General features: G+C 66.9%; 14 protein-coding genes. 5 read left to right on the forward strand and 9 right to left on the reverse strand.

All coding sequences use genetic code 11. The features are described from left to right. Nucleotides 1-11 precede the first annotated feature (11 nt). The 4 genes from HS053_RS11855 to HS053_RS11870 all read right to left on the reverse strand — a co-directional run bounded on the left by HS053_RS11855 (nucleotide 12) and on the right by HS053_RS11870 (nucleotide 5,189). Nucleotides 12-566, reverse strand: a complete 555-nt coding sequence (locus HS053_RS11855) for a sarcosine oxidase subunit gamma (protein WP_174211451.1) — start codon at nucleotides 564-566, stop codon at nucleotides 12-14. After that, the gene (locus tag HS053_RS11860) at nucleotides 559-3,531 is read right to left on the reverse strand and encodes a sarcosine oxidase subunit alpha family protein (protein WP_174211452.1); all 2,973 of its coding nucleotides are present in this window, start codon (nucleotides 3,529-3,531) and stop codon (nucleotides 559-561) included. The genes HS053_RS11855 and HS053_RS11860 overlap by 8 nt, the downstream gene beginning before the upstream one ends. Further along, entirely contained in the window at nucleotides 3,528-3,851 is a 324-nt protein-coding gene (locus tag HS053_RS11865; protein ID WP_174211453.1) for a sarcosine oxidase subunit delta, read from the reverse strand. Before HS053_RS11865 ends, HS053_RS11860 begins: the two co-directional genes overlap by 4 nt. Before the next feature lie 90 nt (nucleotides 3,852-3,941). Beyond that, on the reverse strand, nucleotides 3,942-5,189 hold the full coding sequence (locus HS053_RS11870; RefSeq protein ID WP_174211454.1) for a sarcosine oxidase subunit beta family protein: 1,248 nt from the start codon (nucleotides 5,187-5,189) through the stop codon (nucleotides 3,942-3,944). Between HS053_RS11870 and ccmI the strand changes: the two genes are divergently transcribed. Genes ccmI through HS053_RS11885 form a run of 3 tightly spaced genes read left to right on the forward strand, consistent with a single transcriptional unit; the run spans nucleotide 5,188 to nucleotide 7,309 of the window. Beyond that, nucleotides 5,188-6,600 (forward strand): c-type cytochrome biogenesis protein CcmI, encoded by a 1,413-nt coding sequence (gene ccmI / locus HS053_RS11875; protein WP_241699833.1) that lies wholly within the window; start codon nucleotides 5,188-5,190, stop codon nucleotides 6,598-6,600. The genes HS053_RS11870 and ccmI overlap by 2 nt on opposite strands. Next, on the forward strand, nucleotides 6,597-7,076 hold the full coding sequence (gene ruvX / locus HS053_RS11880; protein ID WP_174211455.1) for a Holliday junction resolvase RuvX: 480 nt from the start codon (nucleotides 6,597-6,599) through the stop codon (nucleotides 7,074-7,076). The genes ccmI and ruvX overlap by 4 nt, the downstream gene beginning before the upstream one ends. Continuing rightward, nucleotides 7,073-7,309 carry a DUF1289 domain-containing protein gene (locus HS053_RS11885; protein ID WP_174211456.1) on the forward strand — a complete coding sequence of 79 codons (237 nt, stop codon included), beginning with the start codon at nucleotides 7,073-7,075 and terminating at the stop codon, nucleotides 7,307-7,309. Before ruvX ends, HS053_RS11885 begins: the two co-directional genes overlap by 4 nt. An 18-nt stretch (nucleotides 7,310-7,327) precedes the next feature. Here HS053_RS11885 and HS053_RS11890 read toward each other — a convergent pair whose 3' ends face one another. Together HS053_RS11890 and HS053_RS11895 are read right to left on the reverse strand one after the other, a co-directional pair. Continuing rightward, nucleotides 7,328-8,077, reverse strand: a complete 750-nt coding sequence (locus HS053_RS11890) for a hypothetical protein (RefSeq protein WP_174211457.1) — start codon at nucleotides 8,075-8,077, stop codon at nucleotides 7,328-7,330. Beyond that, the gene (locus HS053_RS11895; RefSeq protein ID WP_174211458.1) at nucleotides 8,071-8,889 is read right to left on the reverse strand and encodes a sulfite exporter TauE/SafE family protein; all 819 of its coding nucleotides are present in this window, start codon (nucleotides 8,887-8,889) and stop codon (nucleotides 8,071-8,073) included. Before HS053_RS11895 ends, HS053_RS11890 begins: the two co-directional genes overlap by 7 nt. 149 nt (nucleotides 8,890-9,038) lie before the next feature. Between HS053_RS11895 and HS053_RS11900 the strand changes: the two genes are divergently transcribed. After that, the gene (locus HS053_RS11900) at nucleotides 9,039-10,235 is read left to right on the forward strand and encodes a multidrug effflux MFS transporter (RefSeq protein WP_174211459.1); all 1,197 of its coding nucleotides are present in this window, start codon (nucleotides 9,039-9,041) and stop codon (nucleotides 10,233-10,235) included. Here the strand turns inward: HS053_RS11900 and dusA are convergent. From dusA to HS053_RS11915, 3 genes are all read right to left on the reverse strand, one after another. Beyond that, the gene (gene dusA, locus HS053_RS11905) at nucleotides 10,223-11,206 is read right to left on the reverse strand and encodes a tRNA dihydrouridine(20/20a) synthase DusA (protein WP_174211460.1); all 984 of its coding nucleotides are present in this window, start codon (nucleotides 11,204-11,206) and stop codon (nucleotides 10,223-10,225) included. The genes HS053_RS11900 and dusA overlap by 13 nt on opposite strands. Beyond that, entirely contained in the window at nucleotides 11,203-12,315 is a 1,113-nt protein-coding gene (locus HS053_RS11910) for an ABC transporter ATP-binding protein (RefSeq protein ID WP_174211461.1), read from the reverse strand. Before HS053_RS11910 ends, dusA begins: the two co-directional genes overlap by 4 nt. Before the next feature lie 100 nt (nucleotides 12,316-12,415). After that, nucleotides 12,416-12,967, reverse strand: coding sequence for a hypothetical protein (locus HS053_RS11915; protein ID WP_174211462.1), 552 nt, complete (start codon nucleotides 12,965-12,967; stop codon nucleotides 12,416-12,418). A gap of 248 nt (nucleotides 12,968-13,215) precedes the next feature. Between HS053_RS11915 and infC the strand changes: the two genes are divergently transcribed. After that, a complete protein-coding gene (gene infC, locus HS053_RS11920) occupies nucleotides 13,216-13,704 on the forward strand; it encodes a translation initiation factor IF-3 (RefSeq protein WP_458358894.1) in 489 nt (162 codons plus the stop codon). Nucleotides 13,705-13,757 lie beyond the last annotated feature (53 nt).

Genomic DNA, 13,757 nt, shown 5'->3' on the forward strand with positions numbered 1-13,757 from the left:
CTGTCAACAGATCAGGCGTGCAACTCGCTGCCCGGCATGGCCGAATGGGTCAGGAGCCCCATCACATAGCCCGCGACCGAGCGGAAACAGACCAGCGTAAAGCCGCCGTCCTGCGCCCAGACCGCCGCCGCCACCTGTGCCGCACGCGACCGGCGGAGTTCGCCGGGTTCCAGCGTGGCAAAGTCCACCGGCATCAGCTTGGCCAGCACCTGCGTTGCCTTGTCGCCTTCCACCCGGAACACCGCCCGCGCGTCCGAGACATCCGCGGCAAGGTGGTGTGCCCCCGCCAGCGCCCCGGCAATCGCCGCCAGCGCCGCCGCCACCTGATCATAGGGCAGCACCAGCAGATATTCGTCCGGGCTCATCCAGCCCGCCGCGCGATCCCCGTTGATCACCACGCGGCGCGCGGCCGGAACAGCGCAGCCGGTGGCCGCACTGATGGCCGCGGCCAGCCCCGCCGCATCGGGCTTGGCCCGCAGCGTGATCATGCCAAGGGGGCCGATTTCGCGGATACTGGCAAAACCGTCATAGCTTGCGCCCGAAAGCGCCGAAATCGGATCAGCCATTCCCCTTCTCCCCTTCCTTGTCATAGAACACCGGATCACAGACCCGGGCCTGCACCGTGCCGCCGCCCATCTTGGTGAACTCGACCACCTCGCCGATCCGGTCCAGACCGCCGCGGATCAGGCCCATGGCAATGCCCTTGCCCAAAGTCGGGCTGTGATAGGTCGAGGTGACGCGGCCTTGGGTGTTGCGCTGGCCGTTGGGGTTGTGCCCCGCAGCCGGGATATAGGCGCCGTCGGGAATGACGGACCCGTCCAGCGTTTCAAACCCCGCCAGTTTCCAGCGGTCGGCCCGGGCGAGATAAACCCGCTCCTGCCCGCGCTTGCCCAGATAATCCGCCTTCTTCTTGGAAATCGCCCAGCCGAGGTTGAGGTCTTGCGGAATCACCGTGCCATCGGTTTCATCGCCGATCATGATGAAGCCCTTTTCGGCGCGCATGACGTGCATCGCCTCGGTGCCATAGGGCTGCACCCCGAACTCGGCCCCCGCCGCGATCAGCGCCTGCCAGAGGGCAAGGCCATGGCTGGCCGGAACCGCGATTTCATAGCTGAGTTCGCCCGAGAAGCTGATGCGATGCACCCGTGCCGGAAGCCCGCCCAGATGGCCCTCGACAAAGGCCATGAAAGGCAGCGCCTCTTTCGAGACATCCATGCCGCCCAGCTTTTCCAGCACTTTGCGGGCATTGGGGCCCGCCACGGCGATCTGGGCATATTGCTCGGTCACATTGGCGGTATAGACCTGCCAATCCCACCATTCGCATTGCAGCCAGTCCTCCATCCAGCCATGGATCCGGTCCGCCCCGCCCGAGGTGGTGTGGCAAAGCCAGCTATCCTCGGTCAGACGCACGACCACGCCGTCATCCGACAGGAAGCCCTGCTCGTTGCACATCAGGCCATAGCGGCACTTGCCCACCGGCAGGGTGGACATGACATTGGTGTAAAGCATGTCGAGGAAGCGGCCCGCATCCGGCCCCTTGACGATGATCTTGCCCAGGGTCGAGGCGTCCAGCATCCCCACCGCCTTGCGGGTGTTGAGGATTTCGCGGTGGACCGCCTGTTCATGGCTTTCGCCCGCCTTCGGGTAGCAATAGGGCCGCCGCCAGAGGCCGACCGGCTCCATATAGGCGCCCTGCGCTTCGTGCCAGGCGTGGATCGGGCTGCGGCGCAGCGGCTGGAATATCTCGTCGCGGGCTTCGCCAGCCAGCGCGCCGAGCGTGACGGGCGTATAGGGCGGGCGGAAAGTGGTGGTGCCGACCTGCGGAATACCTTCATTCAGCGACTGAGCAAGCACGGCAAGGCCGTTGATATTGCTGAGCTTCCCCTGATCCGTCGCCATGCCCAGCGTGGTATAGCGCTTGGTGTGTTCGACGCTCGTATACCCCTCGCGCGCCGCAAGCTGCACGTCCGAGACCTTCACGTCGTTCTGATAATCCAGCCACATCTTCATCTTGAGCGCCGGACCGGCGCCCTGCGGCATGATCCAGACCGGCTCCATCGCGGCCTCTTCCACCGCTTCGGCCTTAGCCTCGCCGCCCATCTGGGCCGCGACATCGGCCAGCGCCGCCGCCGCCGTCAGCGCGCCATTGGCGGCGCCGACCACGGTGACCATGGCCGAACCGTCATGGTTGGTCGGCGGGCGCTTGGGGTCGGGGCGGAAATGCGCCTGCGCCTCGTCCCAGATCAGTTTGCCGCCGCAATGGCTCCACAGATGCACCACCGGCGACCAGCCGCCCGACATGGCAACCGCGTCGCAACCGATTTCGTCCAGCACGGCCCCTTCACCGGCCTGCAGGCCGATGGCAACGCCAGTCACCCGTTTGCCGCCCTTGACCTTGACCACGGCCCGGCCCGCTTCAACCCGGATGCCCATGGCACGCGCCTTGGCGGGCAGCGCGCCCGTCACCGATGCGCGGGCGTCGATGATCGCCGGAACCTCAAGCCCCGCCTCTTTCAGCGCAATCGCCGTGCGGTAAGCGTCGTCATTGTTGGTGACAACCACCGTGCGGTCACCCGGCGAGACAGCAAAATTCACCGTATAGTCGCGCACGGCCCCGGCCAGCATCACGCCCGGCAGATCATTGCCCGCAAAGGACAGGGGCCGCTCCAAGGCGCCGGTGGCCGCAATGATCCGCCCGGTGCGGATGCGCCAGAGCCGGTGCTTCGGCCTCCCGTCGCCGGGGGTGTGGTCGGCCACCTTCTCATCCGCCAGCACATAGCCGTGGTCATAGACCCCGGCGGCCTTGCAGCGGTTGCGGATCGTGACATTCTGCATTTCGCCAAGGGCTTGCAGCGCGTCCTTCACCCAAGCCTCGGCAGGTTTTCCGTCGATCACATCGCCGTCCACCGGCGCGCGGCCGCCCCAATGGGCGGTCTGTTCCAGCAGGATCACCCGGGCACCCGAGCGCCCCGCAACCAGCGCGGCCTGCAAGCCCGCAATGCCGCCGCCCACGACCAGCAGATCGCAGAAGGCATAGGCTTGTTCGTAACGATCGGCATCACGGTCCTTCGGGGCTTTGCCCAGACCGGCGGATTGCCGGATGATCGGCTCGAACACATGTTTCCACGCGGCGCGCGGATGGATGAAGGTCTTGTAATAGAAGCCCGCAGGCAGGAAACGGGCGACATAGTTGTTCGCCACGCCCACATCGAATTCAAGGCTCGGCCAGTGGTTCTGGCTGGCGGCCTCAAGCCCGGCGAAAAGCTCGGTCGTAGTGGTCCGCTGGTTCGGCTCCAGACGGCTGCCGGAACCAAGGTTGACCAGCGCATTCGGCTCTTCCGCACCGCTGGCGACAATGCCGCGCGGGCGGTGATATTTGAAGCTGCGCCCGACCAGCATCTGGTCATTGGCCAGAAGGGCCGCCGCCAGCGTATCACCGGCAAAGCCGGTCATACGCTTGCCGTTGAAGGAGAAGCCTTGGGTCTTGGTGCGGTCGATCAGACGACCGCCTTTGGCAAGCCGGGTGCTCATTTGTAACCACTCCAGTCGGGGCGCTTGGCCTTGATCTTCGCCACAAGGTCGGCGGGCGGTTCAGAGGATTGCGCGGGATAGGTGCCGAACACCTCCAGCGTGGCAGTGCAGCGGGCGGCGAGGAACCACTTGCCGCAGCCATAGGCATGGCGCCAGCGTTCAAAATGCACGCCTTTGGGGTTCTTGCGGGCGAACATATAGTCGTTGAACTCGTCATCCGACGAGCCGGGGCCGAAGCGCTTCAGATGCGCCTCATAGCCCGGCGAAAGCTCGGTTTCCTCGGCTTTGACGCCGCAGTAGGGGCATTCAAGGATGAGCATGGAAGCGCTCCATTTCCGCGGCCGCGCCGCAAAAGTTTTCGAAAACTTTTGCAAATTTCTTCGAAGAAATTTGCGTGGTGATTGCGGACATCAATGCGCCACCCCTGCCGCGACGCTTTCGTCGATGAACTGGCCTTCGCGGAAGCGCCACATGTTGAAATCGGCGGCCAGCGGCCCCGGCTCGCCGCGCGCCATCAGGTCGGCCATCGCCCAGCCGGAACCCGGAATGGCCTTGAAGCCGCCCGTGCCCCAGCCGCAGTTGATGAAGCAATTGCCCAAGGGGGTTTTCGAGATGATCGGCGAACGGTCGCCCGTCATGTCAACGATGCCGCCCCATTGCCGCAGCATCTTGAGGCGGCTGATCATCGGGAAGGTTTCGACCAGCGCCCGCAGGGTTTCCTCGATATGGTGGAAAGAGCCGCGCTGGGTGAAGTTGTTGAAGCCGTCGGTGCCGCCGCCGATCACCATTTCGCCCTTGTCGGACTGGCTCATATAGCCATGCACGGTGTTGGCCATCACCACCACATCCATGCAGGGCTTGATCGGTTCCGAGACCAGCGCCTGCAAGGCAACGGCCTCGATCGGCAGGCGGAAGCCCGCCATGTCGGCGACCTGGCCCGAATGGCCCGCCACCACGATGCCCAGCTTCTTGGTGCCGATATAGCCCTTGGTGGTCTCGACCCCCTTCACCACCCCGTTTTCCGAGCGGACGCCCGTCACTTCGCACTGCTGGATAATGTCCATCCCCATCGCCGAGCAGGCGCGGGCATAGCCCCAGGCCACCGCATCATGCCGCGCCGTGCCGCCGCGCGCCTGATAAAGCGCGCCGAGGATCGGATAACGCGGCCCGTCGATGTTGATGATCGGCACCAACTCCTTGACGCGGGCCGGGCTGATCCATTCCGTCGCCACGCCTTGCAGCGTGTTGGCGTGAACGGTGCGCAGATAGCCGCGCACCTCATGATGGGTCTGCGCCAGCATCAGAAGGCCGCGGGGGCTGAACATCACGTTGTAGTTCAGATCCTGGCTCAGATCCTCGTAAAGTTTCAGCGCCTTGTCATAGATCGCCGCCGAAGGGTCTTGCAGGTAGTTTGACCGGATGATGGTGGTATTGCGCCCGGTGTTGCCGCCGCCCAGCCAGCCCTTTTCGATGATCGCCACATTGCGGATGCCGTGGTTCTTGCCAAGGTAATAGGCGGTGGCAAGGCCATGCCCCCCGGCGCCGATGATGATGGCGTCATATTCCTTTTTCGGCTGCGGGGCGGCCCAGGCGCGTTCCCATCCCAGATGGTAGGACATCGCCTCACGCGCGATGGCAAAGACCGAATAGCGTTTCATGGGCGTCCCTCCGAGGGCGGTGGATGGCGGCGATGGGCCGATGATCGTTTGTGATCCGGGGCCGACCATCCGCCGCCTTCGTCAGCGGCACAATCGGGAAAATTGCGACATCATGTCGGTTCTGCCGCAGGTGCTGCGGCTGCGGCGCCGCGGCCCCTTTTGCCCGTGCCGCAAAAGCCCTATGTCAGCGGCGCAGAGATGGGGTGCGGCGATGGAGAATTTCGGCTTCTGGGCGGTGGCGGGCGGCCTTGTGGTGGCGGTGGCCGCCCTGATGCTGCGCGCCCTGTCGCGCCCGCCCGAGGGGCAGGCGGCGCATCCCGACCTCAAGGTCTACCGCGATCAGTTGGCGGAAGTGGAGCGCGACCTTGCGCGCGGCGTGATCGGCGCCGATGAGGCCGCACGGCTGCGGGTCGAGGTGTCGCGCCGGCTGCTGGAGGCCGACCGCGCGCTGCAAGGCGCAGCAGCGGCGCGTGCCCTGCCCCTGCTGCCGGTGGCGGGGGTGGTGGCGGTGCTGCTGGCGGGGGGGGCCGGGATTTACTGGCATCTTGGCGCGCCCGGATATCCAGACATGCCGCTTGCGGCGCGGCTGGCGGCTTCGGACACGCTCTACCGCACCCGCCCTTCCCAGGCCGAGGCAGAGGCGCAGGCCCCTGCGCCGGCGCCGGTCACGCCGGATGCCCAGTTCGCCGATCTGATGGAGAAGCTGCGGGCTGCGGTTGCCGCCCGGCCCGACGACCTGCGCGGGCTGGAATTGCTTGCGCGCAACGAGGCGCTTTTGGGCCGCAACATCGAGGCCGCCCGCGCGCAGGAGCATCTGGTGGCCCTGCTGGGTGATCAGGCGACGGTCGAACAGCATCTGACGGCGCTGGAATATCTGGTGGTGGCGGCAGGCGGCTATGTCTCGCCACAGGCCGAGGCGCATCTGACCCGGGTGCTGACGACCGATCCGCGCAACAAGCTGGCGCGGTATTATGCCGGGCTGATGTTCGCGCAGGTGGGCCGCCCCGACCGCACTTTTGAATTCTGGGAACCCCTTCTGGCCGAAGGCCCGGCCGATGCGCCCTGGATCGCCCCGATCCGCGCCGCGCTGCCTGATGTGGCCGAACGGGCCGGGCTGCGCTACACCCCGCCTGATGCCAAGGGCCCCGATGCCGCTGCCGTGGCTGCGGCCGGGGAGATGAGCGCCGAAGACCGTCAGGCGATGATCGAAGGCATGGTGGCGCAGCTTGAGGGGCGGCTGATGTCCGATGGCGGGCCGGAAGAGGAATGGCAGAAGCTTTTCAACGCGCTGTCGGTGCTGGGCCAGCCCGAGCGGGTGGCGGCGGCGCTGAAGGCGGCGGAAACCGCCTTTGCCGCCGATCCGGCGGCGCTGGAGCGGTTGCGCGCTGCGGCGGGGGCGGCTGCGCCATGATCTGCACCGAACTGGCCGATTTCGCCGCCCTTCTGCCACCTGGTCGGGCGATCTTCGGGCTGGACCTTGGCGACAAGACGATCGGTATTGCCACCTCGGACCTGCGCCGTTCGGTCGCCACGCCCATCACCATCATCCGCCGGGTGAAATTCACTTTGGATGCCGCCGAGCTTCTGCGGCTGGCGGAAGAGCGGCAGGTGGCGGGGCTGATCCTTGGCCTGCCCCTGAACATGGATGGCAGCGAGGGGCCACGGGTGCAATCGACCCGCGCCTTTGCCCGCAATCTGGAACGGCTGACCCCCCTGCCCATCACCTTCTGGGACGAGCGTCTGTCCACCGTCGCCGCCGAACGCGCGCTGTTAGAGGCGGATACGTCACGCAAGCGTCGCAGGGAGGTGATTGATCAGGTCGCCGCGGGATATATCCTGCAAGGGGCGCTGGACCGGCTGGCGTATCTGGGCAGGGGGTCGGAATGAACGACGAGATCTGGAAACGCGCCGAGATCGAAAGCCCCTGCGTCAAGATCTGCGTCGTGCATCCCGAGGCCCGCATCTGCATCGGCTGTCTGCGCCGCATCGACGAAATCGGCGGCTGGTCACGGATGAGCGCGGAGGAGCGGCGGGCGGTGATGGCCGAACTGCCGGGGCGGGCCGGGCTTTTGAAGCAACGGCGCGGCGGGCGCATGGGGCGGATCGCACCGCAGGGCTGATCCTGCAGCTGGCGCGCCTCAGGGCCGGGTCAGCCAGCTTGCCACATCGGGCAGTTGCGGGCGGAAATAGGCGATGATCCGGCCTTCGGGCGCGGCCTGCGCACCTGCCGCCCAGGGCGCCACGCCATGCAGCGTCAGCCGGTGCATCAGCATCGCCTCGCCCGGGCGGGCCGGAAGCGCGACCCGGCGGCAGGTCTGGAACACCTCGCGCCGGGCTGCGGCATAGGCGGCGGTCACATCCACATTGCCCCAGCTTTCGGGCGAATGCGGCGTCAGCGCCTGCCGCAGCGCCGCGCGCAAAATCTCATGGCTGCCTTCCCAGACCACCAGCGGGCTGGCGCCGGGGTCCGCTTGGGTCAATGGCAGGCCCAGAATCCAGCCATGCGGTTCCTTGACCATCCGCTGCCGGTCGGCTCCGACGGGCAGCAGCCCGTCCAGATGCGCGGCATCGCGGTTGAGCCGAAAGCGGAAGGCAGGTTCAGACTCATCGGGCGACGGCTGCGGATAACCGGGATGGGTGGTGGAAAGCTGCGCCCGGTGCAGCGGTTCGGGCGGCAGGCCCAGCACCTCCCACGGCAGGGGCACCCCTGCAACAGTCCCGGCGGCATCATTCGGCAACAGGTCCAGCCCCACCGCCCAAGTGCCGCCACAGCGCAGCGGCTGATCCGTGGTCACCAGCGCCTGTTGCGCAAGGGGCAGCGCCGCCGCGGCCCAGCGGGCAATCGCCGGATCGGGGCCGATCCGACGCCAGCCCGGCACGCCTACCATCCGAAGACCTTGCGCAACATGTTCAGCGCCACCAGCGTCAGGAAGATCGCAAAGGCGCGTTTCAGCGGCTTGGGGTTCATCGCATGGGCCAGCCGCACGCCCAGAGGCGTGGTCACCAGCGTTGAGCCGATCACGATCAGAAAGGCCGGAATGCTGACGGCCCCGATGGTATAGGGCGGGGCATCGGCCACATCCAGCAGCAGAAAGCCCAGCACTGCCGGAACCGCAATCAGCACGCCAAAGCCAGAGGCGGTGCCGACCGCCCGGTGGATCGGCATGTTGTAAAGTGTCATCAGCGGCACGCCGAAAGTGCCGCCGCCAATGCCCATCAGCGCCGAAAAGAAGCCGACCGCGCCGGAAAGCCCCCCTGCCCCGACCGGCCCCGGCATCGCCTGCCCCAGCCGCCAGCTGTCGCGGCCAAAGGCCATGTAAAGCCCGGCAAGCCCGGCCAGCCCGCCGAACACCGCCTGCAACACCACCGATTTCACCTGCGCCGCCACCAGCACCCCCAGCGCCGCGCCGATCACCAGCCCCGGCCCCCAACGGCGCAGCACGCCCCAATCCAGCGCGCCCTTGCGGTTGTGCCCGGCGCCCGAGCGGATCGAGGTGACCACGATCGTCGCCAGCGAGGTGGCAACGCAGATCTGCATCAGATGGTCGCCGCCATATCCCAGCGCCTGAAAGGCATAAAAGAAGGCGGGCACCAAAACGATGCCGCCACCTACCCCCAGCAAACCGCCGATCACCCCGGCCACCGCGCCGATCACCACCAGAAGCGCCGCCAGCGGCAAAAGGGTTGCAAGTTCGGGCATGGGCGGTCTCCGGCTTGTGCTTTGCAACAGGCATAACCCGCCACATGGGCAAGGGCCAGAGCCGGGAACAGCCGGGCTTGCGCCGCTGCGGCGAAATGCCTAGTTTGCGGCTCGGCTTTCCTCCTTTTCCTTTAGAGGCTCCTCCTCCGATGTCCGAACGTTTGTTGCGCCCCGCGCTTGTGCTGGGGCTTCTTTCCTGCATTGGCCCCTTTGCCATCGACATGTTCCTGCCCGCGATGCCGCAGATCGCGGCGGCGCTGAACACCGGCGTGGCCGAAATGCAATGGACCATCACCGCCTATTTCATCGCCTTCGGCCTTGCCCAACTGGCCTATGGCCCCTGGGCCGATCAGGCCGGGCGCAAGCCGCCGCTTTATGCGGGGATCGGGATTTTCGCCATCGGTTCCGCCATCTGCACCTTTGCCCCGAATGCCGAGGTGCTGATCGCGGGCCGCGCGGTGCAGGGCCTTGGCGGGGCGGCGATGATGGTGGTGCCGCGCGCCATCATCCGCGACCTTTACACCGGGCCGCGCGCCACGCAACTGATGGCCGCGGTGATGCTGGTGATCTCGGTCTCGCCGATGCTGGCGCCGCTGGCGGGGGCCGGGCTGATGGCACTGGCCGGGTGGCGGGCGATCTTCGCAGCGCTTCTGGTTGCGGCGGCGGTCAGCCTTGCCGTGCTGACGCTTTTGCAGCCCGAAACGCTGGCGCCCGAACACCGCCACCCCTTCCGCTTTGCCGAAACCCGGGCAGCGGCGGGCAAGCTCTTGCGCGACAAGGGCTTTCTGGCGCTGACCTTCCTTGGCGGCTTCGGGATGGCCAGTTTCTTCGTCTTCATCGCCTCGGCCGCCTTCGTCTATACGGAACATTACGGCCTGTCGCCGACCGGCTTTTCGCTGGCCTTTGCGGTCAATGCGCTGGGGTTCTTCGGCGCCTCGCAGGTGGCGGGACCGCTGGGAATGCGCTTTGGCGCGCGCCCGGTGATGGCGGCGGCTGCGGCGCTGTTTGCCCTGGCGACGCTGGGCACCTTTGGCCTTGCACTGGCGGGGATTCAGCCGCTGATCCTGGTGATCGGCGGGCTGTTTGTGGCGAATGCGGGGCTCGGTCTGGTGATTCCCACCGCCATGGTGCTGGCGCTGGAAGATCACGGCGAAGAGGCGGGGCTGGCCTCCTCGCTGGGCGGCACGCTGCAAATGCTGACGGGCGGTGTGCTGGTGGCCCTTGCCGGGCCGTTCTTTGACGGCACGCCGCTGCCGATGCTGGGGGCGATTGCGGTTTGCGGCGTGGCGGCCTTTGCCCTGAGCCGGGTGGTGAAGGCCGGCGTCGCGGGGGCTCAGGCGGCCTGAGCCGCCTCGGCCACCGCGCCAAGCGCGGCTTGCAGCAACTCCGGCCCGGCACCGGGCTTGCTGGCGCCTTCCGACAGCACCCGGCGCCAGCCGCGTGCGCCGGGGCGGCCATGGAACAGGCCCAGCATGTGGCGGGTGATGGAATGCAGCCGCCCGCCCTGCGCCAGATGCGCCTCGACATAAGGCAGCATCGCCGCGACCACCGCCGCCGGTTCGGGCGCGAAATCCTCACCCCAGAGCGCATCGGCCCCGATCAGCACCGCAGCCGGGTCGTGATAGGCCGCCCGGCCCAGCATCACCCCGTCCAGCCCGGCGTCCAAGAGGCCGCGCACCTGATCCAGCGAGGTAACCCCACCGTTCAGGCAGAGCGTCATCTGCGGAAACTGCCGCTTCATCGCCAGCACAAGCGGATAGTCCAGCGGCGGAATCTCGCGGTTCTCCTTGGGCGACAGGCCCTGCAACCACGCCTTGCGGGCATGGATGATCACATGACCCACCCCCGCCCCGGCCATGGTTTCCAGAAAGCGCGGCAGCACTTCCGCCGGTTCCTGATCATCCACGCCGATGCGGCATTTCACCGTCACCGGCACCTCCGCCTGATCCTGCATCGCCTTGACGCAATCGGCCACCAGCCCGGGCCGCAGCATCAGGACCGCACCGAAACAGCCCGACTGCACCCGGTCCGACGGGCAGCCGACATTCAGGTTCACCTCGTCATAGCGCCAGTCCCGCGCGATCCGCGTGGCCTGCGCCAGTTCTGCCGGATCGGACCCGCCCAGTTGCAGCGCCACCGGATGCTCTGCCGCGCTGAAGTCCAGCAGTCGCGGCTTCGGCCCGTGGATCACCGCAGGCGCCGTCACCATCTCGGTATAGAGCATCGCGCGGCGCGTCATCTGGCGGTGGAAATACCTGCAATGCCGGTCGGTCCAGTCCATCATCGGCGCGACGGAAAGGCGGTGGGCCTGCGTCATGGCTGACCTCCGGCAGGAAAGACGAAACAGCGGTCGCGCCGGATCATCAGCCAGAGCGCGGTGCCCGCCCGCGGCAGGAACACCCCGGGGACCGAAGCGGTCAGGATGGAACCGTCGAAATCCATGCGGAACTCGACAAGGCTTTCGCGGCCCAGATAGCGCGCCCGCTGCACCGTGCCGCGCGCCGGGGTGCCCTCTTGCGCGGTGGGGTTGGGGCCGCGCCCGGCGCGGTCAAAGTCGATCTTCAGATGCTGCGGCCGGATCACGATTTCAACCGGCGCGCCATCGCCATGGCCCGGCGTCAGGAAGTCGCCAAAGGGCGTAGCGGTCAGCGCCCCGCGCGAAAACCCCCTGATCACGTTGATATCACTGAAGAAGGCCGCCGCCGCCCGGTCCACCGGCGCGTTGTAGATGTTATAGGGCGCGCCGCGCTGCACCACGACACCGGCGCGCATCAGCGCGATTTCATCGGCCATGCGCATCGCCTCGTCCGGCTCATGCGTGACCAGAAGAACGGCTGCCCCTTCCTCTTTCAGCACCGCCAGCGTGGCATCGCGGATGCCGTCGCGCAGCCGGTTGTCCAGCCCCGAAAACGGCTCGTCCATCAGCATCACGCGCGGGCGTGGCGCCAGCGCCCGCGCCAGCGCCACGCGCTGCTGTTCGCCGCCCGAAAGCTCATGCGGATGTTTGGGGCCAAAGCCGGTCAGGTTCACCCGCTCAAGGAGTTCATCCACCCGGGCCAGCCGCGCCGCCTTGTCGCCCGTCAGGCCGAAGGCGACATTGCCTGCCACCGTCAGATGCGGAAACAGCGCGAAATCCTGAAACATCAGACCGACGCCCCGCGCCTCGGGCGGCAGGTTCACACCGGGGCCGAACACCGGGCGGCCGTCGATCACGATTTCACCGGCATCGGGGCGTTCGACCCCCGCAATCATCCGCAGGGTGGTCGATTTGCCGCAACCCGAGGGGCCAAGAAGGCAGGTCACCTGCCCCGCCGCTACGCTCAGACAGACATCCTGCACCACGCCGCGCCCGTCAAAGGCGCGCGAGAGCGAGCGGACCATCAGCCGCGGGGCCGCCGGAGCGGCATGGTTTCCGAGTGAATTCATCGGGTAATTCCCTAGCAGCCCCCCCCGAAAACGGCAAGGCCGCCGCAACGCAAAAGGGCCGCCGGATTGCTCCGGCGGCCCTTTCGGAAAGGTCAGGCGATCAGAGACCGAGGGCCTTCTTCACCGCTTCGATGGCGCCGGGAACCAGCGCGGCATTCGAAGCCGCCGCATCGACACCCGATTTCAGCGTGGTCTTGGTCGCGGCGTCCAGCGCCGAAGCGTCGATCAGCGCGTTGACCTTGGCGGCATCGAAATTCGCCGGGTCAAGGATGGCGGCGGCATCGGTCGCGGCCTGCGTCGCGGCATCGGTCGCGGCGGCAGCGGCATCGCCAGCAGCTTCGGTGGCGGCATCGGCAGCGCCTTCGACGGCGGTGGTGGCAGCGCCAGCCGCCTCGGTCGCGGCGGCAGCAGCGGCGGCGGCGGCATCTTCGGCAGCCTTGGCAATGGCAGCAGCCTCTTCCTCGGCCTTCTTGGCAGCGGCGGCGGCCTCTTCGGCGGCCTTGGCGGCGGCGTCATCGGCCGCCTTCTTGGCGGCAGCAGCCTCATCAGCGGCCTTTTGCGCAGCTTCCTGCGCGGGCTTGTAGCTGAACTGATAGTAGCCACCGGCGGCAAGCAGGATCACCACGAGCCCGATCACGATGTTCTTGTTCATGTCACATTCTCCCATGACCGACATAGTTTAAGTCGCGTGGGGTATGACAGAAACCGCCCCGCTTGGAAAGGCCCGCCTGCGGCAGCGCCGCCACGGCAGTCCGGGGCCCGCAAATGGCACGCGCGATTGCGGTTGAAGCCGCTGCGCGCGGGCATTAGATTGCGCGCGCACAAGCAACCACGAGAAGGACGACCACCCTGGCCCGCCGCCCCCACAATGCCCCGCCGCAACGCGACACCGGACCGCGCATCAATGATCGCATCCGTTCCCCGGAAATCCGCCTGATCGGCGCCGACGGGGAAAACATCGGGGTTGTCACCCCTTCGCGTGCGCTGATGCTGGCCGAGGAAGCCGGTCTGGATCTGGTCGAGATCTCGCCCAATGCCGAACCGCCGGTCTGCAAGATCATGGACTTCGGCAAGTTCAAATACGAGACGCAAAAGCGCGAGGCCGAGGCCCGCAAGAAGCAGCACATCATCGAGATCAAGGAAATCAAGTTCCGCCCCGGAACCGATGACCATGATTATCAGGTCAAGATGCGCTCGGTGCTCAAATTCCTGGATGAGGGCGACAAGGTGAAGGTCACCCTGCGCTTCCGTGGCCGCGAAATGGCCCACCAGGAGTTGGGTCTGGAACTGTTGCAGCGCGTGGCCGCCGATGTCGGCGACAAGGGCAAGATCGAGTCGATGCCCAAGCTGGAAGGCCGCCAGATGGTGATGATGGTCGGGCCGAAGTAAGCCCTGCCCTCTCGGCAAAACAAAAAGGCGGCAGGTCACCCTGCCGCCTTTTT

Source organism: Tabrizicola fusiformis (assembly GCF_013328815.1).
Classification (GTDB): domain Bacteria; phylum Pseudomonadota; class Alphaproteobacteria; order Rhodobacterales; family Rhodobacteraceae; genus Fuscibacter.

Excerpts from the sequence above, each read along its gene's own strand:
- HS053_RS11855 (WP_174211451.1), bottom strand. The coding sequence starts at position 566 with ATGGCTGATCCGATTTCGGCGCTTTCGGGCGCAAGCTATGACGGTTTT.
- HS053_RS11860 (WP_174211452.1), bottom strand. The coding sequence starts at position 3,531 with ATGAGCACCCGGCTTGCCAAAGGCGGTCGTCTGATCGACCGCACCAAG.
- HS053_RS11885 (WP_174211456.1), top strand. The coding sequence starts at position 7,073 with ATGAACGACGAGATCTGGAAACGCGCCGAGATCGAAAGCCCCTGCGTC.
- HS053_RS11870 (WP_174211454.1), bottom strand. The coding sequence starts at position 5,189 with ATGAAACGCTATTCGGTCTTTGCCATCGCGCGTGAGGCGATGTCCTAC.
- HS053_RS11915 (WP_174211462.1), bottom strand. The coding sequence starts at position 12,967 with ATGAACAAGAACATCGTGATCGGGCTCGTGGTGATCCTGCTTGCCGCC.
- dusA (WP_174211460.1), bottom strand. The coding sequence starts at position 11,206 with ATGACGCAGGCCCACCGCCTTTCCGTCGCGCCGATGATGGACTGGACC.
- HS053_RS11900 (WP_174211459.1), top strand. The coding sequence starts at position 9,039 with ATGTCCGAACGTTTGTTGCGCCCCGCGCTTGTGCTGGGGCTTCTTTCC.
- HS053_RS11895 (WP_174211458.1), bottom strand. The coding sequence starts at position 8,889 with ATGCCCGAACTTGCAACCCTTTTGCCGCTGGCGGCGCTTCTGGTGGTG.
- HS053_RS11910 (WP_174211461.1), bottom strand. The coding sequence starts at position 12,315 with ATGAATTCACTCGGAAACCATGCCGCTCCGGCGGCCCCGCGGCTGATG.
- ruvX (WP_174211455.1), top strand. The coding sequence starts at position 6,597 with ATGATCTGCACCGAACTGGCCGATTTCGCCGCCCTTCTGCCACCTGGT.
- HS053_RS11890 (WP_174211457.1), bottom strand. The coding sequence starts at position 8,077 with ATGGTAGGCGTGCCGGGCTGGCGTCGGATCGGCCCCGATCCGGCGATT.
- ccmI (WP_241699833.1), top strand. The coding sequence starts at position 5,188 with ATGGGCGTCCCTCCGAGGGCGGTGGATGGCGGCGATGGGCCGATGATC.
- HS053_RS11865 (WP_174211453.1), bottom strand. The coding sequence starts at position 3,851 with ATGCTCATCCTTGAATGCCCCTACTGCGGCGTCAAAGCCGAGGAAACC.